The 24,444-nt window shown below is 59.5% G+C and carries 23 protein-coding genes and 2 pseudogenes; 18 read left to right on the forward strand and 7 right to left on the reverse strand.

Annotated elements, in window-relative coordinates:
* The first annotated feature begins 898 nt into the window (after positions 1 to 898).
* The 7 genes from AU465_RS10680 (at position 899) to AU465_RS10710 (ending at position 7,250) form a co-directional block, all read left to right on the forward strand.
* Positions 899 to 2,044, forward strand: a complete 1,146-nt coding sequence (locus tag AU465_RS10680; protein ID WP_312891234.1) for a histidine decarboxylase — start codon at positions 899 to 901, stop codon at positions 2,042 to 2,044.
* On the forward strand, positions 2,041 to 3,126 hold the full coding sequence (locus tag AU465_RS10685) for a fatty acid desaturase family protein (RefSeq protein WP_192246696.1): 1,086 nt from the start codon (positions 2,041 to 2,043) through the stop codon (positions 3,124 to 3,126). Before AU465_RS10680 ends, AU465_RS10685 begins: the two co-directional genes overlap by 4 nt.
* A 42-nt stretch (positions 3,127 to 3,168) precedes the next feature.
* Positions 3,169 to 4,512, forward strand: coding sequence for an O-acetylhomoserine aminocarboxypropyltransferase/cysteine synthase family protein (locus AU465_RS10690; RefSeq protein WP_246505978.1), 1,344 nt, complete (start codon positions 3,169 to 3,171; stop codon positions 4,510 to 4,512).
* A gap of 1 nt (position 4,513) precedes the next feature.
* A complete protein-coding gene (locus tag AU465_RS10695; RefSeq protein ID WP_192246698.1) occupies positions 4,514 to 5,299 on the forward strand; it encodes a gamma-glutamyl-gamma-aminobutyrate hydrolase family protein in 786 nt (261 codons plus the stop codon).
* Positions 5,296 to 6,219, forward strand: coding sequence for a DMT family transporter (locus tag AU465_RS10700; protein ID WP_192246700.1), 924 nt, complete (start codon positions 5,296 to 5,298; stop codon positions 6,217 to 6,219). Before AU465_RS10695 ends, AU465_RS10700 begins: the two co-directional genes overlap by 4 nt.
* A 479-nt stretch (positions 6,220 to 6,698) precedes the next feature.
* Positions 6,699 to 6,878, forward strand: coding sequence for a hypothetical protein (locus tag AU465_RS10705; protein ID WP_192246702.1), 180 nt, complete (start codon positions 6,699 to 6,701; stop codon positions 6,876 to 6,878).
* Positions 6,879 to 7,025: 147 nt separating this feature from the next.
* Positions 7,026 to 7,250: a hypothetical protein gene (locus AU465_RS10710; protein WP_192246704.1), complete on the forward strand. Its 225-nt coding sequence runs from the start codon at positions 7,026 to 7,028 to the stop codon at positions 7,248 to 7,250.
* A 762-nt stretch (positions 7,251 to 8,012) separates the two neighbouring features.
* Here the strand turns inward: AU465_RS10710 and AU465_RS10715 are convergent.
* From AU465_RS10715 to AU465_RS36420, 7 genes and pseudogenes are all read right to left on the reverse strand, one after another.
* A complete protein-coding gene (locus AU465_RS10715; protein ID WP_192246706.1) occupies positions 8,013 to 8,315 on the reverse strand; it encodes a DUF982 domain-containing protein in 303 nt (100 codons plus the stop codon).
* Positions 8,316 to 8,529: 214 nt separating this feature from the next.
* Positions 8,530 to 8,651, reverse strand: a pseudogene (locus tag AU465_RS37745) (6-carboxytetrahydropterin synthase); the annotation flags it as partial.
* 275 nt (positions 8,652 to 8,926) lie between these two features.
* The gene (locus AU465_RS10720) at positions 8,927 to 10,216 is read right to left on the reverse strand and encodes a glycosyltransferase family protein (protein WP_192246708.1); all 1,290 of its coding nucleotides are present in this window, start codon (positions 10,214 to 10,216) and stop codon (positions 8,927 to 8,929) included.
* A gap of 96 nt (positions 10,217 to 10,312) precedes the next feature.
* Positions 10,313 to 10,984, reverse strand: a complete 672-nt coding sequence (locus AU465_RS38135; RefSeq protein WP_512699437.1) for a glycine-rich domain-containing protein — start codon at positions 10,982 to 10,984, stop codon at positions 10,313 to 10,315.
* A 113-nt stretch (positions 10,985 to 11,097) separates the two neighbouring features.
* A complete protein-coding gene (locus tag AU465_RS10725; RefSeq protein ID WP_192246710.1) occupies positions 11,098 to 11,598 on the reverse strand; it encodes a TroA family protein in 501 nt (166 codons plus the stop codon).
* Between the two features lie 10 nt (positions 11,599 to 11,608).
* A complete protein-coding gene (locus tag AU465_RS10730) occupies positions 11,609 to 12,670 on the reverse strand; it encodes a hemin-degrading factor (RefSeq protein ID WP_192246711.1) in 1,062 nt (353 codons plus the stop codon).
* Between the two features lie 63 nt (positions 12,671 to 12,733).
* The gene (locus AU465_RS36420) at positions 12,734 to 12,946 is read right to left on the reverse strand and encodes a hypothetical protein (RefSeq protein WP_246505980.1); all 213 of its coding nucleotides are present in this window, start codon (positions 12,944 to 12,946) and stop codon (positions 12,734 to 12,736) included.
* Between the two features lie 488 nt (positions 12,947 to 13,434).
* On the opposite strand from AU465_RS36420, the gene AU465_RS10740 reads away from it, so the two are divergent.
* The 11 genes and pseudogenes from AU465_RS10740 (at position 13,435) to nifB (ending at position 24,430) form a co-directional block, all read left to right on the forward strand.
* Positions 13,435 to 13,755, forward strand: coding sequence for a HesB/IscA family protein (locus tag AU465_RS10740; RefSeq protein ID WP_192246713.1), 321 nt, complete (start codon positions 13,435 to 13,437; stop codon positions 13,753 to 13,755).
* Between the two features lie 52 nt (positions 13,756 to 13,807).
* Positions 13,808 to 14,143: pseudogene (locus tag AU465_RS10745) on the forward strand (iron-sulfur cluster assembly scaffold protein); the annotation flags it as partial.
* 11 nt (positions 14,144 to 14,154) lie between these two features.
* The gene (gene nifS / locus AU465_RS10750) at positions 14,155 to 15,372 is read left to right on the forward strand and encodes a cysteine desulfurase NifS (RefSeq protein WP_192246891.1); all 1,218 of its coding nucleotides are present in this window, start codon (positions 14,155 to 14,157) and stop codon (positions 15,370 to 15,372) included.
* Positions 15,369 to 16,616, forward strand: coding sequence for a homocitrate synthase (gene nifV / locus AU465_RS10755; RefSeq protein ID WP_192246715.1), 1,248 nt, complete (start codon positions 15,369 to 15,371; stop codon positions 16,614 to 16,616). The genes nifS and nifV overlap by 4 nt, the downstream gene beginning before the upstream one ends.
* Positions 16,600 to 16,980 (forward strand): nitrogenase stabilizing/protective protein NifW, encoded by a 381-nt coding sequence (nifW, locus tag AU465_RS10760; RefSeq protein WP_192246717.1) that lies wholly within the window; start codon positions 16,600 to 16,602, stop codon positions 16,978 to 16,980. Before nifV ends, nifW begins: the two co-directional genes overlap by 17 nt.
* A 185-nt stretch (positions 16,981 to 17,165) precedes the next feature.
* Positions 17,166 to 18,017: an electron transfer flavoprotein subunit beta/FixA family protein gene (locus tag AU465_RS10765; protein ID WP_192246719.1), complete on the forward strand. Its 852-nt coding sequence runs from the start codon at positions 17,166 to 17,168 to the stop codon at positions 18,015 to 18,017.
* A 16-nt stretch (positions 18,018 to 18,033) separates the two neighbouring features.
* Positions 18,034 to 19,143: an electron transfer flavoprotein subunit alpha/FixB family protein gene (locus AU465_RS10770; RefSeq protein WP_192246721.1), complete on the forward strand. Its 1,110-nt coding sequence runs from the start codon at positions 18,034 to 18,036 to the stop codon at positions 19,141 to 19,143.
* Positions 19,144 to 19,154: 11 nt separating this feature from the next.
* Positions 19,155 to 20,462: an FAD-dependent oxidoreductase gene (locus AU465_RS10775; RefSeq protein ID WP_192246723.1), complete on the forward strand. Its 1,308-nt coding sequence runs from the start codon at positions 19,155 to 19,157 to the stop codon at positions 20,460 to 20,462.
* A 12-nt stretch (positions 20,463 to 20,474) separates the two neighbouring features.
* Positions 20,475 to 20,774 carry a ferredoxin family protein gene (locus AU465_RS10780; protein ID WP_192246725.1) on the forward strand — a complete coding sequence of 100 codons (300 nt, stop codon included), beginning with the start codon at positions 20,475 to 20,477 and terminating at the stop codon, positions 20,772 to 20,774.
* A gap of 183 nt (positions 20,775 to 20,957) precedes the next feature.
* On the forward strand, positions 20,958 to 22,709 hold the full coding sequence (gene nifA, locus AU465_RS10785; protein ID WP_192246727.1) for a nif-specific transcriptional activator NifA: 1,752 nt from the start codon (positions 20,958 to 20,960) through the stop codon (positions 22,707 to 22,709).
* A 239-nt stretch (positions 22,710 to 22,948) separates the two neighbouring features.
* A complete protein-coding gene (gene nifB / locus AU465_RS10790; RefSeq protein ID WP_192246729.1) occupies positions 22,949 to 24,430 on the forward strand; it encodes a nitrogenase cofactor biosynthesis protein NifB in 1,482 nt (493 codons plus the stop codon).
* The last annotated feature ends 14 nt before the right edge of the window (positions 24,431 to 24,444 follow it).

Genomic DNA, 24,444 nt, shown 5'->3' on the forward strand with positions numbered 1-24,444 from the left:
ATGCAGGGATGCTTACCATAGGCGGCTTCGCGGCGCTGGCCGTCAGTGCGCCGCCTCCGCGCCGACAGGGGAGCACCCGGGTTGATGCCGACCAATGGTCGACGCTGTCTTCCGGCCATGCGCCGCCGCCGAGCGTAACGACGGCGAGGCGGTTCTCGCGCGTCGAAATCATCGAAGCAAGTTGCGTGCCGACTCGGCGCTCGATCTGCGTTACACAGCTTGCTCGGTAAAGCGGTGGCCCGGCCCTGGCGACCTTTTGGCCGGGCTTGCGACATTCTTGTTCAGCTTCGGACACAAGTAGGTGCGGTAGACACCCCACGGAGGCGGGAGGCGAGATCGCGTTCTTCGCGCAGAACCAATAACCATCGCGGTTGGTGCCGCCGCAATTGTGGAAATGGAAGGGTGCTGTCGCGATCAAGGTGGGGGTCTGGGTCGCCCCTTGACCGACTGGAAGACTGCCTGTTCAGCACTCCCGGACAATGTCTGACAACCGACATTGACGGTCGCTTTGTCGGGTCCGCGACGCAGGACTGATCGACCTCCTGTACCTGGTTAAGTCATTGAATATTATATGGAAGGCTCTTTTTGAGCCCCTTAGTACGATGTCGGCATGATTTTTGAGGCTTCCTCGGCGCGAGGGGTCAGGAGTTGCCGAACCGATATTCTCGTCGTGTGACAATTCCGTCGTTCCCGGCGCACCGATGCCCCAAGGGCCGTGGACGGCTATCTCGCCGAAGTCGCCACCCGGCCTACCGGATCAGTGACGCTGAGCCGGAGGCAGGGTGGCGGCGGGCTAGAGCGGGTCTCGACTGCCTGCCGTTTCCCTGGGCGGCCATAGCGGAGCATATGAGTGAAGCTTACGTGCGATATATTTAACACTCGTGTCAGTACACCGGCCGTGATCAATGCGACACTGGATAAACTCAACGATAAATTCGCCGATAGGCGCGCAAAACACTTGGGATACCCATACAATCTCGACTTTGATGCCTGGCCAATCTCTCAGTTCTGCAAATTTTTTATCAATAACTTGGGCGACCCCTATGTCGGTTCACACTATGCGACTGAGGTTTGTGGCGTAGAGCGCGAGGTGGTCGACTGGTTCACTCGGATCTGGGAATGTGCCGATCCAGAAGAATACTGGGGAGTGGTGGGCGCGAGCGGAACTGAGGGCAATTTGTGGGCCCTATACCTTGCGCGAGAGACTCTTGGTAATCCGGTTCTGATACACTCCACAGAGGCGCATTATTCGGTCCCAAAGGCGGCGAAAATCCTCCGGATCGAGGCCTTGACGTGCGAGGCCGACCATACCGGCGCCATCTGTCCGGATGCTCTGCGGGAAGTCGTTCAGGCAAATCGCCATCGCTGCGTCATTCTCGCATTGACCTGTGGAACGACCATGAAAGGGGCGCACGATGATATTGCGTCCTGCATCAGCGTTCTGGACCAAGTCGGGATCGATCCGAGTCGGCGCTTCGTCCACGTCGATGGCGCCCTAAATGCAATGGTCCTTCCCTTCGTCGATGGCTTACCGAGTGGTATCCGTCCCTCGTTCCGGCACGGGATCGACAGTATGTCAACCTCGGGCCACAAGATGATCGGCACGCCGATGCCCTGCGGCATCCTCGTAGTCCAACGCGAACATGTCCGTCGAGTGGCCTCCGCCGTGAGCTACTTGCGCTCTGATGATACTACCTTAATGGGATCGCGAAACGGCCACGCCGTTCTGGCGATATGGAACCGGCTGACGCGCCTCGGTATCGGCGGTTTCCGTCATTTTGCCCGAACCTGCATCGAGCGCGCGGATGGCTTTGCCGGAGCACTACGCTCAGCCAGTGTCCCGGTACTGCTCAATCCGTGCTCCTTGACGGTTGTGTTTCCGAAACCATCCGAGAGGCTCGTTAACGAATACCAACTCGCATGTCATGGCAACTACGCCCATGCCATTGTCATGCCAAACGTCAAAGCTGATCTCATTGACCGCTTCGTCGGCGACTATACCGCCGAGTGGCCCTGCAATTCTCGGCAGAGGGTGTTTTCATGAACGCTCATGTACAGCCCCAGTATCACGGCATCGAAGCACCACGGCGCTACAACCACTACCGCTTCGATCGATCCATCACTCGCGAGATCAAGGCCCTTGAGACCGACAATTGGCATGGGCCTCTTTACATCACAAAGGACTATGCGGTGATCGCCGCCTTCGCGTGGCTGGTCATTGGAGTAAGCTGGTGGTTCTATCCCCTGAGTGTGATTGTCATCGGAGCCCGTCAGCGAGGCATCTCCACCATCTTGCACGATTGTGCGCACGGTGTGCTGACAAAAAATCGTGTGCTGAACTTCCTGCTCGGCACGTTGCTGACGGCTTGGCCCCTGTTTCAACGCCACTTCGCCTACAAGGAGTCCCACGTCCACAGCCATCACCCCTACCTCGGGAGAGCCGATGCCGATCCTGACCTGAGGTTTTTCATCGCGGAAGGTGTCTTCACACCCCAAACGGATCGCTCCTTCGTTTGGAAGATCATCATCTTGCCGCTGCTTGGATCGAAAACCTACGGATATCTGAAGTATCTGCTCCGCAACAGATACCGGATGATCCTGGACACCTTCTCTCGCAAGGAGAGCTCAACGCGAGTGAAGCGCGAAGAGACATGGCTTTACGTGTTCGATCGCTGGGGCTTCTACGCGTTCTGGGCTTGTGTCGTAACGCTCGCTCTAGCCTACGGCTCCTTCCAGGAGCTTGTCCTTCTCTGGGTAGTTCCCTACCTGACCTCGTTTCACATCATCGGCTGGTTCATCGAGATGTCCGAGCATTGCAGCTCCATCGACCGCCGAACCGTAGATCTGGAAATGACCCGGAATCGCCGCAGCCGTCATATCGAGAAGTGGCTGACCGCGATCAACGGCGACAACTATCATCTCGATCATCATCTCGATCCAGCGACCCCGCTCTGGCGCTTGCCCGAAGCTCACGCCATCCGCATGAGGGACCCCGCCTATGCGGCGCACTGTTCCGAAGCGGGCGGGATCTTCCAATCTGGCCCAAATGGCGAGCCTTCGATCCTGAAGCTGATCCGCGACCAGAACCGGAAGCGCTTTGCCGCAAGAGCGGGATCGCGGGCCTGAACACTATCCATCGAGAACAATGTGTCTCCGGAGCACTCGAAGTTGACCAAACTCCAAAAAGATGGCCCTGCAACACGATTGGAGCCGACGCCGGCTCTTCATGCGGAAACGACGGTTCTGCATGGGGGCTATCGCTGTGATCCGGCGACCCTGGCGACGACTGTACCGATCTATCTCTCGAACGCCTATGCGTTCGAATCCATTGACCATGCATCGGACGTCTTCGATCTCCGCCGGCAGGGGCGTACCTATTCGCGGTTGATGAACCCGACGACGGATATATTCGAACAACGTGTCGCGGCTCTCGAGGGTGGCGTCGACGCCTTGGCAACCTCCTCGGGACAGGCCGCGATAATGCTTGCGATCCTGAACATTGCTGTTACCGGGGACAATATCGTGAGCTCCGCGCACCTGTATGGCGGGACAATCAATCTGCTCGCCAGCACGTTTCAGCGGCTCGGGATCGAAACGCGCTTCGTCGATCCGAGTGATCCCGAGCGCTTCCGCGAAGCCTCGGACCACCGCACTCGCTGTTGGTTTGCGGAAGGGCTTCCCAACCCGAAGCTCAGCCCCTTCCCAATCGTCGAAGTGGGGGCGATCGCGCATGAAGTCGGAATTCCGCTGATCATCGACAACACGATGACCCCCCTCATTTCACGCCCTCTCAAGCTTGGCGCCCATCTAACCGTGCAGTCCACTTCCAAATATATTTGCGGCCACGGCACCACGATTGGCGGCATTATCGTCGACGGCGGCACCTTCGACTGGGCTGCTTATCCCGAGCGCTTTCCGTTGATGACACGTCCTGATATCTCCCATGGCAACATACTCTGGCTTGATGCTGCGCGCGGTCTGCCCGGCCCATATGGGGCCAGCCCGTTCCTGCTCAAGATGCGCAACACGCTCATGCGCGACTTTGGACCCTGCCCGTCCCCGTTCTCATCTTTTCTCTGCATCCAAGGGTTGGAAACGCTGCCTTTGCGAATGCCGCGACATTGCTCCAATGCCCGGCAGCTGGCCGACTATCTTAAGGCGCATCCTGGTGTTGTCGACGTGAAGTATCCGGCTTTTGGCGGAACCGTCGAACGGCATCGCGCCGTGCAGAACATGGGCGATCATGGCGGCCCCATGATCGTTTTCGATATCGCTGGAGGCATCGAGGCCGGGGGGCGTTTTATCGAGAGCCTGCGACTCGCCTACCACGTCTCAAATATTGGCGACGCGAGAACGCTCGCCACGCATCCAGCCTCGACGACTCATGCTTCGGTTCCCCGCGAGGCGCGCCTTGCTGCCGGGGTTTGCGATGGAACAGTCCGCATCTCCGTCGGACTTGAGCATATCGATGATATCATCGCCGATATCGGGCAAGCCCTTGGGGGCGCCTGATTTGACCGCGATTGCAGACAGAAGTCCGGTGATCGTCGGTGTCCTTTCTAACCGCCAGACAGTGGACAGCGTCGGCTATGAGACGGTGCGCATCCGTTATCTCGAAGCCCTGCGTTCAACTGCGCGTGTTTTGCCGCTCGTCATCCCGGCCGGACTTGAGGAAGAGAGTTTGCAGACCTGCTTTTCGGTCCTCAACGGGGTGCTGCTGACCGGGGCGGAGTCGAATGTCTCGCCCTCGTTTTATGGGGGGCCAGAAGCTTGTCCAGAGACGCTCGATCTCGACCGGGATCGGACAAGTATTGCTGCGATCAAGATTGCTCTGTCGTCCGGCATTCCGCTGTTCGGAATCTGCCGTGGGTTGCAGGAACTCAACGTCGCGCTTGGTGGTACCCTCTCAAGTGACCTTTCGGAAGGTCAAGGTCGGATCACTCATGTGGAAGACCTCACACTCCCGCGCGACCTTCAATACGCCTGCTCGCATGCAATTCGAGCCGAAGGCCGAGGTTACATTGCCCAGTGCATCCGTCGCTCGCAAAAGAAACCGGTCCTGGTCAACACCCTGCATCGGCAGGGGATCGCGCGTTTGGCTGATGGCCTTGAGGTCGATGCGCGATGCATGGACGGCGTCATCGAAGCTGTCTCCGTAAAGGGCGCGGCAACGTTTGCCGCCGCCGTGCAATGGCATCCTGAATGGTTTCACGCAGAGGATCCACTTAGCGTCGAAATCTTCCGTGCATTCGGCGAAGCCTGCCGCTCCCACATGATAGCAATGAAGTCACAGCCATGAAGAATGCTTATTGGTCGTCGATCCTTGGGGCCGGTTTCGCCCTTCTTGCAGCTCTGTCCAATGGAAGCGTCGGGGTGCTTTCCCGGTCCGCCTTTAATGAAGGGCTCGACCCCACCGCGGTCGCATTCTGGCGTTGCGGCATTGCGCTTTCGCTACTTTCGATCGTCATCCTTTTGAGGTCTGGAGGCTTGGCTCGACTCCGCGCCGCTTTCACGGGATCGTGGAAGATCGCCGTCTGCTCTACGCTTGGCATCTTCACGCTTTATCATTTCGAAACCCAAGCTTTCGCCTACACGCCGATTCCACTTGTTGCCATCCTTGTTTTCACTGGCGGCCTTGGTGCAATCGCGCTCGACATCCTCATACTTAAGGAAAGGGTGACCACGCGAAAGGCGTTCGCCATGACGATGGTTTTCCTTGGAGGCTACTTCCTGATTGCCGGCGACGGCATGATGGCTGGAAGCATTATCGGCATTTGCCTCGCCCTTATCGCAGGGCTAGGCTACGCCAGCTTTATTTTCGCTTGGAAATTCTTCAAGCTTCGCTCGACCCTAGAAACTTTCTGGTGGTTCCTGGCTTATGGCTTTGCCATGCTCGCCGTTCCCTACGCTTGGAGCGGCGCGCCAATCCCGTCAGTGAACACCGTTCCAGCTTTGTTAGCGCTGGGGATTATCCCCTCGTTCTGCGGTTTCTACTGCACGATCCTCGCCCTTCAGCATGTCGAGGCTTACAAGACGCAGGTCATCGAATCGAGTGAGCCATTCTTTTCCGCCCTCTTCGCAGCCGTGTTCTTCGGCGAATGGCTGACGGGTCCAGGAATGCTCGCGGCATTGGCCATCATTGTCGGTGCGTTGATCACATCCGTGCCTGAACGCGGCGCCATCTCCATTCAAATACGCCCAATTGGCGAAGGGGAGTAGGGCACCGTTTCCATTATTTCCAAGGACCAATATGCCTATGGACCGCAGGCGGCTATTGCATGGACAGATTGGTCAAGATCGAGGTCGACACGCCGGAGGCACTGGACAGCGCGTTGGCACCGGCGTCGACGCGTGTCGATCGAAGAGCTGGTGGGTGACGATGGTCGGTGGCCCGGCGGTAAACAAGGCGTCCTGGCATGTAACGCCCAGGACAGCGCCAGCGATTGCCGCGATCGGGTCGACTTCACCTCGGTCGGATGGATCATACAAAGGGTGCAGATTTCTCGCTATCGGGCTGGACACACAAGGTTGCTGGGAGGAGGGTAGTTCGTGTTGGAAGATCATCTGTCGACTTCAAAAGGGAGGCGCCCCGACATGCAGAGCCCTCTCAGTTCACTACTTAGATCAGACCAGCAGCGCCAGTCCCAAACTCGAACGCTAAGCGGCTACCGCACTAAGTCCTGCTCTCGAAATCACCCATGACCCGACGATACGACATTGAGAAGACGCCCGAAGGCTCGTGGGACATTATCGACGTGTTCACCGGGCAGCCGGTTGTCGAGGTAGGCGTCCCTTTGATCGACATGTCCATCGACGAAGCCGACGATCTGGTCCACCTTCTCAATTGTCGCGACAGGGAACAGCGGTCGGACTCTTAGGCTCCGGTCGCTCAAAATTCCGACCACGCCCCCCTATATGTGAGCTGTCCGCTTGGCCGGTTTCGTACGGTTTCAATCATCCATTGATGTCTCGTCGCGGGACGCGCAATATCGAATTTCGTTGGCGTCTTTGGGTACGAGGGCAGAATGAACGTCATCCGTAAAGTCCGCCCAATTTCTACGGCAGAGCAGGTGGTTGCCTTACTTCTCGACCGGTCGGATCATGGGGACATTGTATCGATCAAAGCTACAATGAAAGGAGCTCGCGATGCTGCACCATATCTGGTGGAAAGCGACGAAGAACTAACCGAGGTTGTCGTGACGGAGGCAACCGTCCGCGGCCTGTTCGTTGCCTTTGACAGCCGAGAGTAGCCTCATGGCTCTCCATTGGTTCAACCCTCCCGTCTACGTTAGGACCCACCGCCCCGGAGTTCGGTTTGGGGTCAGCCACGTCGAGGGTGCCGCCGACCAGCTTCTAAAGTGGAGCAACAAGGAGCCTAGGTGGGATTACGCGGTGCGCGTTTGTATGGCCACTCTCGCCCGTAAGGCATTCGCGGCGGCTGCCAAGGAGGAGAAGAGTTTTTGCCAATGACTAGCGCGTAACCGGTCAGCCGGTCACTGCATGTCCGACACGTAGCCACCGACGAACAGTGTGGTCGGCCCCTTACACGCCTGGAAGGGTTGGCATCACGCGACCCAGCAACGACGCCAGTATGTCCAGCTAGCAGCTAGCCCTTCGCCGTCCTTATTGGCTCGATCCTCGGTCTGCTGCTCGGCTAGCCCAAAGACAGGCTGAAGGTCGCGGGTCTCATCGCGGTGAAAGGCGGAGACGACGAGTAGCTTAGGTTGCTTTCCGATGAGTTCCTCGACTTAGGCCTTGGTCGCCCTGGGTGGCCCAAGCGCGAACGGCGTCGAGCGGGCACTGCATCCGGCATAGATGCCTATTTGATGCCAATCGGCAACGCCGTGCACTTCCTTCACGCGATCCCTTTTCCTCCACCCAACTCCCGGCGCCAAAAAACGCCTCTCGGCCAAGTTTGCCAGCGTCGGATATAGATCGGGACAGTCTGCCCGCCGCGGTTGCCCTGTTTCGCGGATTTTCGACCTGGTGCGGCACCGCTGATCTTAATGAGCCTATACCGCTTCCGTTTCACTGCCCGATTTAGGGGGTGAGATCCAAGGCATTACAGCAGCCGGGTCTTCCAGTATGCAAGCCCGCTTGGCGAAGCTGATGAACGCCTGACGGACCACGCTGACCGGCTTGTAGCCGTCGTGCGCATCGTAGCACGCTTTGAGTGCAGTCTTGTGGATCAAATCTCGACGGCTTTCGGGCCATTCTTCGAGAAAATCAATGGCGCCATCGATGCTGACAATTTCTCGCACAATGCAATTCCCGTCCTTGACGAAAACGGGGCTGCTGAATGTGGTGGCGTTCATCAAATCCCTCGAATTTTTTGAACGGCTCAATTTTCTGAGAAGGCCGCTTCAGCAACCATCGCAGAACGTGATGTCATGCCGATGACGGTGGAAAGCACGCTCGATGCTCATCCTCAGCCTTCGCGCCGTCACCGACTTCACCTGGAATGAGCCAAGCTCATCGCAAAGGGATGTCCGCTCCCACCATGACACTTTAGAAAACGACCCACACCACTAGACAAAGTTCCACACGGTATGAGTGGCCGTGCGCCCGACGGCAGCGATGGGTTTCGGGTACCCGCGAAAACATTACGCTGCCTCGAATGTGAAAGCCGGTGTTCCAGCGTGGGTGGGCAAGGCGACTGCGGCCGCGGTATTCGCCTCGCGTTCAGGCCCGTCCATCGGCCGGAATAAAAGGTTCTTAAATGCGAGGCCTTCAAAAAGCTCGGGCGCTCCATCCTTGTCCTCGGGCTATCCGCTCGACAGTCTTGGAGGCAAATCGCAGCTTCGTCGCTCCAGGAAGGGAAGCAAGAACATCGAGATGCATCTCTGACGCGGTCCATGCACAAACTGCAGTCGAAGGCACATCAACGTCTGCGTCAGGTATGTTTGGATAGTGTCTAATCGAGAATTTACATGGATCTTATCACATCAATCAGTGGATCATGCGGAAGGGCGGTCGATTCTATTGTGCGCGAAAGAGTCTTTCCGTGATGTGAGAGGCTCGCTCGCATTTCGCGATCTGTAATTGCCAGCTCTAAGACCGACGCCAACTCGGCCACATTGTTGGGGTCTTGGGCGCGCAGGACGTTTGTCCGATCCGCCAGCTCGGCGGCGAAAGACACCTTCGAACAAATCTCACCGCTCAATAACAGCGGCGTGCCACATGCCAGCACCTCACGCGGAATCTGAGGCCCATGAAACGCGATTGGAAAATTGTTTTCCAGGAACGTGATCACCGAGCAGGACCTTATGAAAGCCGAAACTTCCCACGGAGGAAGCGGTGGCAGAATGATCGTTCGACCCCGCAGTCGTTTCTTTGACGCAAGGTGGTTGAATGCATGAGCAAAGCGATCAGGCGCGGCACTCCACAGCGCACGATAGGCGACCGGGAGGTTTCGATCCGCGAGGAGGTCCAGCGCATCAATTAGGCTGTAGGTCCCTTTCGCTATCCCGATCTTCCCGTAACTGCCGACAATCGGATCTGAGCACCTCAACCCTTCCCTATTCCAATCGGTCAGCATCTTCAGGAAGTCGCGTTCGAAACCGTAGTTGCTGAAGAAAGCCTCCGCCTCTTCGACAAGTGCCTCAAAGTCAAATCGAGTAGGCTCCCAGAAGGAATCATCGAGCCTCCTGCCGCGAGCTTGGACCAGGCTTTCGCGTCTGACGCCCGCATCCAAGACAATCTGCACCGCATCCTGCTTTTTGCTCGCCATCACACGGCTTGCCGACGCTAAGCAGTGGTCATAGAGTGGCCCTAAATCGGCAACCTTCCTCAATCGACCCAGGTCGCTTCCGGCATGCCGCAATATGACCGGTGTGTCGGCCAATCGACCAAAGATCGAAGCCGCAACGCCATAGGGTTCAAGATACCATCCAATCACCAAGTCTGGCGAACGCGACTTCGCGGCGGCGATGGCGTTTCCTAAAAGTTGGCTGAGGTACGGCGGTGCCCATGGAATGTAAGAGAGCCTTGGCACCGCCTCAAGCTGCCGAATCTCAAGCTTTCCCGCGAAGCCAGCAACCGTCGCATCTATGCTGGAGGCCGATCCCATTTGCCGAAATCCGTAGCCCATACTGTTGGCGTTCGAGATGAAGGTTACCGTATGGCCGGCGGTCACAAGATCGGTTGCCGCTATCCAAGTTGCCTTGGAAACGCCCCCCTGGATAGGAGGCATCTTTCCGAACATCAAAATATGCATGGCCCGTGCCCCTCGTTCTCAGCTGAGTACTCGGCCGAACGGCTCGGCCGATCTGGGGTCGAGCAATTCGACGCGCTCCTTCTAAAAAGTTTCGCTTCAGGTAACGCATCCTGCGTTGCAGCCGTTGCAGCCGTCGCAGGAAGCCTCTGTGTTGTGAGGTGAGCGCTTCGGCTTGGGCCAATACGGTGGGGGCGGCTCTTCCCCGTAGACTGTTCTGTAGTCCTCCAGGAAAGCGAGGTACCGGTCGATGGTACCCTGCTTAGCTACGCCATCGGGTTCCGGAATATGGTGCAGGAACCTGCCCGCCACCTCTTCGCAAAATCGAGCGTAGTCTCGAGTGAAGATGACGAACATGTGCCATAGGTCATCGACTGCGCCCATCATCCCGTATGACCGGCCATGCTGTCGGGCGGTCGCGCAGAGTGCCAAGAAACGGACAAGTTCGCGGCGATGGTCCTCTGCAACGGCTTGTGAGAAGCCGTACTGTCTCCGGTACCTCGCGAGCACAACAGAAAGATCGAATCGTTCCGCGACTGCGGTTCGACGCAAGGCGTCTTGGATGAACCCGTCCTCTTGGGCGTATCCGTGCGGAGCACCTGTGGCGGGTTTGTCGTCAATTGATGGCGATTGCTGGACAGCCGCGATGCTTGACACGTCACGGCGGCCTGTAACGAGTGTTGCTTCAGTCATAAAAGTCTCCTTTTCGTCATCCTCTGTTCGCACTTGACCTGTCTGTGAGAACAGCTCTTGATCTAGCGACAGCACCATCGCCGGATAGGTGGCCTCTGACGTCTCTGTGGCGCCTCCAGACCTTCACAAGCAAGGAATGGCCCAACGAAGAGTTCAGTACTTTGGGGGCGCTGCTTGAGCGAAGCATAGACCTAGCCTTGCGGCCTTGTATCGGTGGCGAATCCACTCTTGATCCAAGTCGATCCCGTTCCTGATCCGTGTGAGGCGCTTTTGCCTTCCTCCGACGCGGATCTTTCAAGGATGCCTTTATGGCGGTGGTGCCCCGGCAGCTCGATGAAGGGCCCGTTCGATTTCGCCAACAGATCGACCGCTTCCTTCGCGCCGCTGCCGTGCAAGGCCAACATGTTGGACGGATTGACCGACAGAACACCCTCCGCCGACAGCTGACGCATGTAGGCGACATCGGTCACCTTCAGCGCGGCTTTCAGATAGTAGCTCGTCGAATTGCGAGCGATGAGATGACTTTCCTCGCCAAGCGTAGACGATCTCGGTGATGGAGCCCCCGATCCAGCGATCCGTGACGGATCGGAAAAAACAGCTACGCCCTCATTGGCCTCGGCGGACGAAGCGGCGGACAGCAGAACGCCGAGCATCGGCGCGAGCACTGAGTGGAAATGAAAAGCAATACGCATTGGTCTTACCTCACGCGGCGGACGGGTTGGGAATGCGCGGCAGGTTCTCGACCAGGAACCGCCAGTCGCCGCGCTCGCGTTCGCCTTCCTGGCGCGTGCCGAAGAACTGGATGATCATCTTGCCGTCGGCGCCATAGGCTTCGAGTGACGTGACGTGGCCGTCCCTGGTCGGCTTGCGCACGGCCCAGACCTCGCGGATGTGGTTGGTCCTGAGATGCAGGTGGAAGGTCTCGTCGAGGACATTGATCCTGAACCCTATCGGCTTGACCGACTTGATCGGGCCGGAATGGATCTGGATGCAGCCACGATTGCCGACAAAGCACATGATCGGCATCTCGCCATCGGCCGCGTGTTCGAACATGGCGCCAACGGCATCGTTGTCGAGCAGCCAGGCGTAGTCCTGGCCGACCATGCGCATCGCCTGGCAGCGGCTGAGCTCCAGCGTCTTCAACATGCCGAAGAACTGATGCACGTCCGTCAGCCGGCTCCAGTGCTCGCGCAGGTCCTCGACCGTGGCCGCTTGGTCCGGAACCCCTGCGTCCTCATCGATTCCGCTCGCCTGAGCCGACACGATCGGCTCCTGGTTTGAGGATTCGAATTCCGCCACCAGCTTCTGGTAGGCATAGAGGTTTGAGGCGGGCCTGAGATGCACCCTGTGCACCGCCTCGCCGGTGGAATCGAAGAACTGCAGGCTGCGGCGGATGTTGCCGCCATCGCGCTTCTCGACGGCGAAGCCATAAGCCCACGCTTCCGGGAAGATGCGCAGGTCGATGTCGTCGCCGAGCACCATGGCATGCTGGTTGCCGGTGACCACGTTGTCGTAGACGCCGATCTTCTCGTGCACGGCACTTTCATTGCGGGTCAGCGCCATCACCTCGCCGACCGCTTCAAGGCCGGTCAGCAGATCATTGACGCGGGGCTCGATGCGCACCGCGCCGAAACCGCAATGCGCCGCAACCAGTTCCGCTTCCGAAATGCCCAACTGGGCGGCGAGATCGTGCTCGCGTATATTCGGCATGTCTTCCCGCGCCCGCCGGATTTCGGCCGGCGAGCGTTTCACGCGCTGGTCCATGTCGTCCACCTGTCTGCCTTCTGTCTGCACACTTGCGTCGCTGATCCGCCCGCTTGTTGAGGATCAGCTGCCCTGCCGGGTGATCTTCAGCCGACAGAGCGCGCCGTAATGCTCGATCCCGATCACGTGCTCGCCCAGGAACAGAGTGTTGCTGGAGAGCGTGCGCATCGCCGTCGGCATCCCCTTGAAACCGGGCGTGCCGCCTGAATGGCGAAACGCAATGACACTGACCGGCAAATGCCGGTCGAATGCGATCTCAAGCCGGTCAATGGCCACCAGGCGGTGATGAGCGATTGTGGGTGTCGACGCCAATCGGCCGATGGGGCATTCGGATTTCGCGGGCGATGCTGCTTTCCCATAGAAAGCGGATCTGACCCAGACCTGACATGTTGCTTTCCTTCCTTCGTTCCATCCGTCGCGAGGGGACGCCCGCGAGACGATTATCGGCCGGCGGTTGTTGCCGCCTCGCCCAAGGGAGCTTCAAAAGTCGTGCCAATTGCGCCGAAGCAAGCTCAGAAAAAATCTCTGCATGCTATTCAATGGTTTACGTCAGAGTGGAGCAGGAACTCAGGCCGAGCAGTCCCATGTCGCGGACTCAACAAACGCGACAGTACGTGTCGGCTGCCCGACGTCTTCCCAGCAATGGCGCACAAAGATTCATCGCAGTGTTAGAGAGATCGCGCTGTTTTGAAACGGTTTTTTCCATTGGCACGGTCCATGCGGGGTGATCTGCAAACCGTCACGGACTGAGGAGAAATCGAACCATGATTACGCTCACCGACAACGCTGTTGCCGCCGTCAAGACCGCTCTTTCCCGCGCCAGCGAGCCGGCGGAAGGCTTTCGCATCATGGTCCAGGCCGGCGGCTGCGCCGGCTTCAAATACTCAATGGGCCTGGAGAGCGTCTCGCGCGAGGGCGACGCGATCATCGAGACCGACGGGGTCAAACTGTTCGTGGACGCAGGCTCTCAACCCCATGTCGCCGGCACGACCGTCGATTTCGTAACCGGACTCGAATCCTCCGGCTTTGTCTTCGACAACCCCAACGCGCGGGGGAAGTGCGACTGCGGCAAGTCTTTCAGTTGATCGCCTCAGATTTCGAGAAGGCCATGTTGGACTATAGCGGGACAAGGTCAAGGAATACTCCTTCAGGCCGAAGAATGCTGGCGTTCTGGAAACGGCCAATGCAGCCTGTGCGGTCGGCGCGATCGCCTGCGGCAATGCGCTTGAAATGATCAGCACCGATCCGGTGACGGAAACGTTCAAAGCCGCAGAATTCCAGACCTTCGGCCGCGGCGACGCTGCAGCAAATTTGACTGATCGAAGACGCTGGCGCGGGCACTGTGAATGTCGGCGGCGACCGGGCCTACGTCAAACCGTCGGCGTCTGCCAGGGCGCCTGCGTCACCAGCAACGGCAAGTGCCGGAGGCTCAATGCGAGCGGCCTGGCGCTTCGCATCGTTCCGGCCAACTGAGGATCGCACACATGAGGACTGTCTATCTTGACAACAACGCGACGACACGGGTCGATCCGGAGGTCGTTCAAGCGATGTTGCCGTTCTTTACGAATCAGTTCGGCAACCCTTCGTCGACGCACGGTTTTGGCGCCTCAGTTGGTGCAGCGGTGAGAAAGGCGCGACAGCAGTTGCAAGCGCTGATCGGCGCGGAATTCGACGATGAGATCACCTTCACCTCGGGCGGGACGGAAAGCGACAATGCAGCGATTCTTTCGGCGCTCGAGGAGATGCCTAACCGAACAGAGATCGTGACTTCCGCCGTCGAGCATCCGGCCGTGCTGGCGCTCTGCGCGCATCTTGAGAAGACGCGCGGCGTCAAGGTGCACAGAATTCCAGTGGATCGCCACGGCCGGCTCGACCTCGACGCCTACAGGGCCACCCTCACCCCACGGGTGGCAATCGTCTCGATCATGTGGGCGAACAACGAGACCGGTACGATCTTCCCCGTGGCCCAGCTTGCTGAGATGGCCAAGGAAGTTGGCGCCCTTTTCCATACCGATGCCGTACAGGCGGTCGGCAAGCTTCCGATGGACTTGAAATCGACCGCAGTCGACATGCTGTCGCTCTCCGGCCACAAGCTGCATGGCCCGAAAGGGATCGGAGCACTCTATCTAAAGCGTGGCGTGCGCTTCTGCTCGCTGATCAAGGGGGGTCACCAAGAGTACGACCGGCGCGCGGGCACCGAGAACACGCCCGGCATAGTCGGGCTCGGCGTGGCGGCAGAACTCGCCTCGAAATTCATGGATGACGAGACCACACGGGTAAAGTCGCTCCGCGACCGCCTTGAGAACGGGGTTGTCCAGCGCATCCCGAACACCTTCGTCACTGGCGATCCGCTGGAGCGGTTGCCGAACACCGCAAACATCGCCTTCGAATATATCCAAGGCGATGCAATCCCAATTCTCCTCAGCCGCGTGGGCATCGCCTGTTCGGCCGGCTCCGCCTGTAGCTCCGGCTGCCTGGAGCCGAGCCATGTCTTGAGGGCCATGAACATGCCACACGGGGTCGTCCGCTTTTCCTTCGCGCGCGACAACGGCGAAGAGGACGTCGACCGGGTGCTTGAGGTCATGCCCGCAATCGTGGAGAGGCTGCGTGGCGTTCGCAATTCTGGGCCGGGCAAGCGAAGTGCCGAAGACCTTCAATCGGGTCTATGCCCCGGCGCCGGAGGAACCGGTAGTCGCTCATGAACCGTCAGGTCTTTCTCAACGATACGACCTTGCGCGATGGCGAGCAGGCACCCGGCGTCGCCTTTGCGACGGCGGAAAAGCTGGAGCTCGCAGAGTCTCTTGCCGCGGCCGGCGTCCCAGAGATCGAGATCGGCACCCCGGCCATGGGCGGCGACGAGATCGAAACAATTCGCGCCGTGGTCGCGAGGCGTCTCCCGGTTCGGCTCACCGCCTGGTGCCGGATGAGATCGCAGGATCTCGAGGCGGCAATCGAGAGCGGCGTCACAGCCGTCAATCTGTCGCTGCCTGCGTCGGACATCCAACTCGCCGCCAAGCTCGGCCTCGATCAGACGGCAGCGCTCCAGATCATCGAACATATGGTCGGGTGCGCAGCCGCCCGCGGCCTTTTCGTTGCCGTGGGTTGCGAGGATGCCTCGCGCGCCGATCGGGATCATCTCGCGCGCGTCATCGAGACGGCCGCGCGCGCCGGCGCAAGCCGCGTCAGGCTGGCTGACACGGTCAGCGCTCTCGACCCCTTTTCGACCTTCGAAATTGTCGCCCGGGTCGCGGCGCAGTCTCCCATCGACCTCGAATTTCATGGCCACAACGATCTCGGCCTCGCTACCGCCAACACGCTGGCCGCCATCCGCGCCGGTGCGCGCCACGCGTCCGTCACCGTCCTCGGGCTCGGCGAGCGCGCCGGCAATGCCGCGCTGGAAGAAGTAGCCACCGCGTTGACCGTCCTCGACGGCACAGATACCGGCATCGACCTGAGCGCATTGCCCGACCTCGCCGCCCATGTGGCGCGGGCCGCTCGCCGGCCGACAGCAGCCATCAAGCCGGTCGTCGGCGCCGATGTTTTCACCCACGAATCCGGCATCCACGTCGCAGGGCTGCTGAAGGACTCGCGTAGCTATCAGGGGCTCGACCCGGCTCTCGTGGGCCGCTGCCGGCGTATCGTCATCGGCAGGCATTCCGGCGTCACGGCGATTGCCCATGTGCTGAGCGAAAACGGCCGCGATCTCGACCCGGATCTGGCAGCCGCTATGGTGTCCCGCGTCCGCCGGAAGGCGGCCGAGACAAAATCGACCGTCACCGCAACTCAATTGGTCGAGCTCTACGATAAAATGACCAGCCAGGCATGCCTCGCTGGTTCAGCCCATTTCATTGCTCCAACCGCGGATTGCGCGCAGGTCAGCCCTGCGACGAACGCACCGACACCACAGTTTTCCGACCAGGGAGAATGCAATGAATTGTTCCGCTGACAGCCGCCCCATCGATGCCACTGACATCCTCGCACGACTGAAGGGCCTGTCGGCTGCGGAGGAATTCTTCGCAGTCCTTGGCGTCTCCTATGACCCGAAAGTGCTGAATGTCTCACGGCTCCATATCATGAAGCGCGTGGGCCAATACCTTGCCGAAGAAGATTTCTCCGGTCTGCCTGACCAGGTAATCGCCGCGCGGGTGCGCGCCACGCTGGAACGCGCCTACGAGGACTTCGCGATTTCCTCGCCGCTCACGCACCGGGTCTTCAAGGTGCTCAAAGATCACGATCCGAACAAACCCGCCACGCCGGGCCGCACCTTCGTCCCGTTCGACTCCGTCCTGAAGCGGTTCGGAAAGGAATGAGCGCGACACGGTTGCGACGCGACAATGTCGAGAAGCCGACAAATCCGAACATCACGACGGCGCCATCAGAAGCAACCAATCGAATTTCTGGAAAAAGGGGCACGCAAAACAGTTGGCACAAATGATGCGGCCGAGAAGATGAACCGCCAAGCCCGCATCCGGATGGGAGCCTAGAGAAACGGCCAATGCACATCGTAATCTGCATCAAGCAGGTGCCGGACTCGGCACAGATACGGGTCCATCCGGTGACGAACACGATCATGCGCCAGGGTGTGCCGACCATCATCAACCCTTACGACCTGTTCGCCCTCGAAGAAGCACTCAGACTGCGCGACGCCTATGGCGGCGAGGTCACTGTGCTCACTATGGGTCCGCCCATGGCAGAGGACGCGCTACGCAAGGCGCTCGGTTACGGCGCCGACCGTGCGGTGCTCTTGACCGACCGCTATTTTGCCGGCTCCGACACGCTGGCGACTTCATTCGCTCTTTCTCAGGCAATCGCGAAGGTTGGCGAGACATTCGGCGCGCCAGACATCGTCTTCACCGGCAAGCAGACGATCGATGGCGACACCGCCCAAGTCGGGCCCGGCATAGCCACGCGCCTTGATCTCTTGCAACTCACCTATGTCGCGAAGATCGCCTCTATCGATCTCGCTGCGCGCGAGATCAAGGTCGAGCGCCGCTCCGAAGGCGGCACGCAGATGCTGAAGAGCAGGCTCCCTTGCCTCATCACCATGCTGGAAGGCACAAACGAGATCCGCCGGGGCTCGATCGAGGACGCCCTGTGCGCCGCGCGCAGTAAGGTCATGAAGTGGAGTGCGGCCGACGCCGGCATTGAGGACCTCACCAGATGCGGCCTGCGCGGCTCGCCGACGGTCGTCAAGCGCGTTTTCGCTCCTGCTGCGCGGGCGGAAAAGGCGGTGCAAATCGACACCGCGGAGAAGACGTTGCGCGATACCGCTGACGAACTCATCGCAGCAATCTTCACCCGCCAGCCGGCGCTGGAACATGAGCTCGCCTTCAACAGCGGCGCGTGAGGACCAGGAGCAGACAATGTCGACCGTGAACCGAGAAACCCCTCGCCCTGCCGCCGGCCGTGCCGGCATAAAGAAGGAACTGCCCGACCATTTCAAGGACTACCGGCACGTCTGGGTGTTCATCGAGCTCGAACGCGGCCAAGTCCATCCGGTATCATTCGAGCTGCTCGGCGAAGGCCGCAAGCTGGCCGACAAGCTTGAGGTCCAGCTTGCTGGCGTCGTGCTCGGCCCGCCCGGAGAGGCCATCGGGAACGCCATTGCCGAAGCCTTCGCTTATGGCGCCGACCTTGTCTACATCGTCGAGGCGCCACTGCTCGCCGACTATCGGAACGAGCCTTTCACCAAGGCGATGACGGATCTGGTCGCTACCCACAAACCCGAGATTCTTCTTCTCGGTGCGACCACACTCGGCAGGGATCTTGCCGGCTCCGTGGCGACGACTTTGCAGACAGGGCTCACGGCCGACTGCACCGAGCTCGACGTGGATACCGACGGTTCGCTCGCCGCGACCCGTCCGACTTTCGGCGGTTCCTTGTTATGCACGATCTATACGCTCAACTATCGGCCGCAGATGGCGACGGTGCGACCGAGGGTCATGCCCATGCCGCAGCGGGCGGATAAGCCGGTCGGGCGTGTCATCCAGCACAAGCTGTCGATCACCGAGGACGAGATCGTCACCAAAGTCCTCGGTTTCCTGTCGGATAGCCAGTCGGCAAAGGCCAATCTCGCCTATGCCGACGTCGTGGTCGCGGGAGGTCTGGGTCTCGGCGCGGCGGAGAACTTGCAGCTTGTGAAGAATCTCGCGCGAGCGCTCGGCGCCGAATATGGCTGTTCGCGCCCGATGGTCCAGAAGGGCTGGGTGGCGGCTGATCGGCAGATCGGCCAAACTGGCAAGACCATCCGGCCGAAGCTTTACATAGCGGCGGGGATTTCCGGTGCGATCCAGCACCGGGTTGGCGTCGAGGGGGCCGATCTCATCGTGGCCATCAACGCCGACCCGAACGCGCCGATTTTCGATTTCGCCCACCTCGGGATCGTCACTGATGCGATCCGGTTCCTGCCCGCACTGACGGAAGCCTTCACGCGGCGGCTGTCGCCGCACAATCGCGATAAGCTTGCGAGCTAAGGGAGATGGACATGATCGAAGAAAAATTCGACGCCATTGTCATCGGGGCCGGCATGTCCGGGAACGCTGCTGCTTACACCATGGCAAGCCAAGGCCTGAAGGTGCTGCAGTTGGAGCGCGGTGAATATCCGGGCTCCAAGAATGTCCAGGGTGCCATCATGTACGCGAACATGCTGGAGAAGATCATCCCGGATTTCCGGGATGATGCACCGCTCGAGCGGCATTTGGTTGAACAGCGGCTTTGGGTGATGGACGATACGTCCCACACCGGGATTCAATATCGGTCAGACGACTTCAATGAGGCGAAGCCCAACCGCTATACGATCATCCGTGCCCAGTTCGATAAATGGTTTTCGCGCAAGGTGCGCGAGGCCGGCGGGACGGTTCTGTGCGAGACGACCGTGACGGAACTCGTCCGTGATGCCAAGGACAAGGTGGTCGGTGTCCGCACAGACCGGGCCGGCGGAGCGATCTTCGCCGACGTGGTCGTTCTCGCAGAAGGTGTGTCCGGGCTGCTTGGCACGCGGGCCGGCCTGCGCGAGATGCCGAAGCCGCAAACCTTGGCGCTCGCTGTCAAGGAAATGCATTTCCTGCCCGAAGAGGTCATTGAGCAGCGGTTCGGCCTCAAGGGCGATGAAGGCTGCGTGATCGAGGCGGTTGGCACGACTTCCCGCGGCATGGCCGGGCTCGGCTTCCTCTACACGAACAAGGAGTCGATCTCACTGGGCATTGGCTGCCTCGTCTCCGATTTCGCCGTGATGATGGAGAGCCCTTACGTCCTGCTCGATGCCTTAAAAAACCATCCTTCGATCCGGCCGCTGATCGCTGGCTCGGAGGTGAAAGAATATGCCGCGCATCTCATTCCCGAAGGCGGCTACAAGGCGATTCCGCAGCTCTTCGGCGATGGTTGGGTCGTGGTCGGCGATGCCGCGCAACTGAATAACGCCGTTCACCGCGAGGGTTCGAACCTCGCCATGACCTCCGGCCGCATCGCGGCTGAGGCAATCGTCAAGGTCAAGAGCCGCAACGGTCCTATGACCAAACGCAACCTCGCCCTCTACAAAGCCATGCTGGACAAGTCCTTCGTGGTCAAGGACCTGAGGAAATACAAAGACATGCCGGCCTTGCTCCACACCAATTCCTGCAATTTCTTCACGACCTATCCCCGGTTGATGTCGCAAGCCGCGCAGAATTTCATGCGTGTCGACGGCACGCCGAAGATCGAGAAGGAAAAGGCGACCACGGCCGCCTTCATCAAGGCGCGCTCGCGCTGGGGGCTGGTCAGCGACGCGGTCCGCCTGGCATTCGCGTGGCGCTAAGGGGGAGACGAGATGACGATCCCAGTGACGAAGTCACGTGTCGAGGACAAGCTTTTCCAGAACCGCTACCTGGTCGATCCTGGCCGACCGCATATCAAAGTGCGACCGCACGAGAGGCCAAGCGCGAACTTGCTCGCGCTGACCCACGTCTGCCCGGCGAAATGCTATGAGCTGAACGACAAGGGTCAAGTGGAGATCACCCCAGACGGCTGCATGGAGTGCGGCACCTGCCGGATATTGTGCGAGACCAGTGGCGAGATCGAGTGGAACTATCCACGCGGCGGTTTCGGTGTCCTCTTCAAGTTCGGATGACCGGCGCACCCATCGTTTCAAAAGCGTGAATCGTACTGGACCTGAAGTTTCGGCACGTCAGCCGCTGCTAGAATGACCTCTCACATTAAAACGAAGCTAGTGAAAAGTGTGGGTTTCGGAATTCGAATACAAAACGGCGCTTGGGAGGAGCACACCCTGGACGACAACCCCTGAGGTGTTTGCATGGCTCACGTACTGCGAAATCGGGTCGATGAAGTAGGACCTCGGAACATCCTGCCTGAACCACGGATCAACTCCATTCACGAAGTGGATATCTCGCTCAGAGGAATCTACGAGGTATCGAAGATCCTGACCGCCCCCACCCGGCTTGAGATCACGATTGCGAATGTCGTGAATACCCTCTCCTCATTTGTGCAAATGCGTCATGGAACAATCGTCGTCCTGGACGCTAAAATGGAGCCGGAGATCACCGCAACCGCCGACAGCTCCTACCCACTTCAATCAGGAGTTGGCCGCGTCATACCGCAAGCCGCGATAGACCAGATCGTCGCTACGGGGGCGCCGCTCGTCATACCGGATGTTAGCAAGTCCGACCTATTTCAGGCTGACTTTCAACCGTCGGCGAGCGGCGGCACGATCCCAATTGCCTTCATCGGTATCCCGGTAAAGGCTGAGCACGAGATCCTTGGGACATTGTCGATCGACCGTGTCGTTGACGGCGAGACCAGCCCCCCCTGCGACGAGGATGTACGCTTCCTAACCATGGTCGCCAACCTTGTCGGCCGCACCATTCGTCTCCATCACATCCTGAGTATGGATCGTCAGCGGTTCATCGAGGAGCAACGGAGACCGGAGAAATGGCTCGACGAGGAGAGGACCGACCCAGCCCGACATCGGCATGTCAAAATCGACGGGATCATCGGGGAAAGTCCCACACTCAAGCAGGTGCTCGAAACCGTAGAGGTCGTGGCAAGGACTAATTCCACCGTGCTTCTGCGGGGCGAAAGCGGCACCGGCAAGGAATTCTTTGCCCAGGCCATCCATAAGCTTTCACCTCGGGGCAAGAAGGCTTTCGTCAAATTAAACTGCGCCGCACTGTCTGAAAGCGTTCTGGAATCGGAGCTGTTTGGACACGAAAAGGGCGCCTTCACCGGGGCTATCTCCCAGCGTGCCGGTCGATTCGAATTGGCAAATGGCGGAACGCTGCTACTAGATGAAATCGGCGAGATTTCGCCTGCCTTTCAAGCCAAGCTGTTGCGCGTCCTGCAGGAAGGCGAACTGGAGCGAGTGGGCGGCACGAGAACGCTTCAGGTCGATGTCCGGCTCATATGCGCCACCAACAAGGATCTCGAGACGGCCGTCGTAAAAGGGGAGTTCAGGGCCGACCTATATTACCGCATCAATGTTGTGCCAATTATCCTGCCCCCGCTCAGAGAGCGAGCCGGCGATATTCCACGCCTTGCGAATGCCTTCCTCGACCGATTCAACAAGGAGAACCATCGCGAGCTCGCCTTCGCGCCATCGGCGCTTGATCTGATCTCGCAATGCTATTTCCCTGGCAATGTCCGCGAGCTGGAAAACTGCGTGCAAAGGACGGCTACCCTTGCGCGTTCGAGGACGATCACTCCATCGGATTTCGCCTGCAAGAACAGCCAATGCCTTTCGTCGCTCCTTTGGAAAGGACCCGACCGTTCGCATGGCGGCAATGCCATCGACGAGCTCTCCCAGCGTGACACGATGCAGGTTCGGCGCATCGGTGCCTCGGAAGGCGAGGTATCGCCGGTCAAGGTCGTCCACCCGAACGATCCCGCTTGTGCCGCAATGGGCCCGCATCTGACGGAACGCGACCGCCTGACCGACGCGATGGAGAAGGCCGGCTGGGTTCAGGCCAAGGCGGCTCGTATCCTCGGCCTCACGCCCCGGCAGGTCGGCTACGCTCTGCGCCGGCATGGTATCGAGGTGAAGAAATTCTAGGCGTCCTGATGACGTCAAACGTCAGGCCGAAATAGTCTTCCTCACACTCCGCGTGCCCCAAGAGGCCGTACCCTTGGCGACCCGGTTCGCTTGTTCACTGTCGGAAGCCGGACAAAATTGCGCCGGAGAAAACCGACAGAGTCCGACACGGAAAGCCAATTGGTGAACTAAAACCGCTCTTTGAGCTGGCATAGCTCTTGCGCCCTGAACTGCGACGTTACCAGCAACGGAGCCGTTCGATGTCCGCACCCATCATTTCGCTTGAGGGCCTGACCAGCACGACATCCTTCGACCAGTTGCTGGCGACCGCGAAATCCGGTGGCTGCGCATCTTCAACCTGCGGCTTGTCGGGAAAGTCGGGCGACATGAATCCGGCTGTCTGGGAGAAGATCAAGGATCACCCCTGCTTTTCGGAAGAAGCGCATCACTATTTCGCGCGCATGCACGTCGCGGTCGCCCCGGCTTGCAACGTCCAGTGCAACTACTGCAATCGCAAATATGACTGTGCCAACGAAAGCCGGCCTGGGGTCGTTTCGGAAAAGCTGACACCCGACCAGGCGCTACGCAAGGTGATCGCGGTCGCCAACGAGGTGCCGCAGCTTTCCGTACTCGGCATCGCCGGACCGGGCGACGCCTGTTACGACTGGAAAAAGACAAAGGCAACGTTCGAACGAGTTGCCAGGGAAATCCCCGACATCAAGCTGTGCATCTCCACCAATGGGCTGGCGCTACCGGACCATGTCGCCGAGCTTGCCGACATGAATGTCGATCACGTGACAATCACTATCAACATGGTCGACCCTGAAGTCGGCGCAAAGATCTATCCTTGGATCTTTTACGACCATCGCCGCTACGTCGGCATTGAAGCCGCCCGGATCCTCCACGAGCGGCAGATGCTGGGCCTGGAGATGCTGACCGCGCGCGGCATCCTCACCAAAATCAATTCGGTGATGATCCCCGGCGTGAACGACGAGCATCTGATCGAGGTGAACAAATGGGTCAAGGAGCGCGGCGCTTTCCTACACAACGTCATGCCGCTGATTTCCGACCCGGCGCACGGTACCCACTTCGGCCTGACCGGGCAGCGCGGCCCAAATGCAATGCAGATAAAGACCCTTCAGGATCGTCTCGAAGGCGGGGTCAAATTGATGCGCCATTGCCGGCAGTGCCGGGCTGATGCGGTCGGCCTGCTCGGCGAGGATCGTGGCCAGGAATTCGCGCTCGACAGCATTCCCGGCGAGGTCACTTACGATCCCAGCAAGCGCGAAGCCTATCAAGAGGTGGTCGCGAGCGAGCGCCGTGATCATGTGGCGGCCAGGAGCGAGGCGATCGGAATGGTCAAGGCAGCGGGTTCAGGCAAGTCCCTTTTCGTCGCCGTGGCCACAAGGGGCGGCGGCCGCGTCAACGAACACTTCGGCCATGCGAAGGAATTCCAGGTTTATGAAGTCTCGCCGAGAGGGATCAGCTCCGTCGGGCATCGCAAAGTCGAGCAGTATTGTCTTGGCGGCCGCTGCGATAACGCCACCCTCGACGGCGTTATCGCCGCGCTGGAAGGCATAGACATCGTGCTGTGCGCCAAGATCGGAAATTGCCCTAAGGATCAGCTCGCGGAAGCTGGAATCCGAGCAACCGACGCTTATGGCCATGACTACATCGAGACTGCGGTCAGCGCGCTTTACGCCGCCGAGTTTGGGATCCAACCGCTGGCGGCGACGGCCTGAGCCGTCTCATTCCA

Origin of the sequence: Mesorhizobium silamurunense (assembly GCF_014843905.1) — a bacterium.
In the GTDB taxonomy this organism is placed as follows: Bacteria; Pseudomonadota; Alphaproteobacteria; order Rhizobiales; family Rhizobiaceae; genus Mesorhizobium; species Mesorhizobium silamurunense.

Excerpts from the sequence above, each read along its gene's own strand:
- AU465_RS10700 (WP_192246700.1), top strand. The coding sequence starts at position 5,296 with ATGAAGAATGCTTATTGGTCGTCGATCCTTGGGGCCGGTTTCGCCCTT.
- AU465_RS10710 (WP_192246704.1), top strand. The coding sequence starts at position 7,026 with ATGAACGTCATCCGTAAAGTCCGCCCAATTTCTACGGCAGAGCAGGTG.
- AU465_RS38135 (WP_512699437.1), bottom strand. The coding sequence starts at position 10,984 with ATGGTGCTGTCGCTAGATCAAGAGCTGTTCTCACAGACAGGTCAAGTG.
- AU465_RS10730 (WP_192246711.1), bottom strand. The coding sequence starts at position 12,670 with ATGGACCAGCGCGTGAAACGCTCGCCGGCCGAAATCCGGCGGGCGCGG.
- AU465_RS10775 (WP_192246723.1), top strand. The coding sequence starts at position 19,155 with ATGATCGAAGAAAAATTCGACGCCATTGTCATCGGGGCCGGCATGTCC.
- AU465_RS10765 (WP_192246719.1), top strand. The coding sequence starts at position 17,166 with ATGCACATCGTAATCTGCATCAAGCAGGTGCCGGACTCGGCACAGATA.
- AU465_RS10715 (WP_192246706.1), bottom strand. The coding sequence starts at position 8,315 with ATGAACGCCACCACATTCAGCAGCCCCGTTTTCGTCAAGGACGGGAAT.
- nifB (WP_192246729.1), top strand. The coding sequence starts at position 22,949 with ATGTCCGCACCCATCATTTCGCTTGAGGGCCTGACCAGCACGACATCC.
- AU465_RS10685 (WP_192246696.1), top strand. The coding sequence starts at position 2,041 with ATGAACGCTCATGTACAGCCCCAGTATCACGGCATCGAAGCACCACGG.
- AU465_RS10780 (WP_192246725.1), top strand. The coding sequence starts at position 20,475 with ATGACGATCCCAGTGACGAAGTCACGTGTCGAGGACAAGCTTTTCCAG.
- AU465_RS10705 (WP_192246702.1), top strand. The coding sequence starts at position 6,699 with ATGACCCGACGATACGACATTGAGAAGACGCCCGAAGGCTCGTGGGAC.
- AU465_RS10720 (WP_192246708.1), bottom strand. The coding sequence starts at position 10,216 with ATGCATATTTTGATGTTCGGAAAGATGCCTCCTATCCAGGGGGGCGTT.
- AU465_RS10740 (WP_192246713.1), top strand. The coding sequence starts at position 13,435 with ATGATTACGCTCACCGACAACGCTGTTGCCGCCGTCAAGACCGCTCTT.
- nifS (WP_192246891.1), top strand. The coding sequence starts at position 14,155 with ATGAGGACTGTCTATCTTGACAACAACGCGACGACACGGGTCGATCCG.
- nifA (WP_192246727.1), top strand. The coding sequence starts at position 20,958 with ATGGCTCACGTACTGCGAAATCGGGTCGATGAAGTAGGACCTCGGAAC.
- AU465_RS10770 (WP_192246721.1), top strand. The coding sequence starts at position 18,034 with ATGTCGACCGTGAACCGAGAAACCCCTCGCCCTGCCGCCGGCCGTGCC.
- nifV (WP_192246715.1), top strand. The coding sequence starts at position 15,369 with ATGAACCGTCAGGTCTTTCTCAACGATACGACCTTGCGCGATGGCGAG.
- AU465_RS10725 (WP_192246710.1), bottom strand. The coding sequence starts at position 11,598 with ATGCGTATTGCTTTTCATTTCCACTCAGTGCTCGCGCCGATGCTCGGC.
- nifW (WP_192246717.1), top strand. The coding sequence starts at position 16,600 with ATGAATTGTTCCGCTGACAGCCGCCCCATCGATGCCACTGACATCCTC.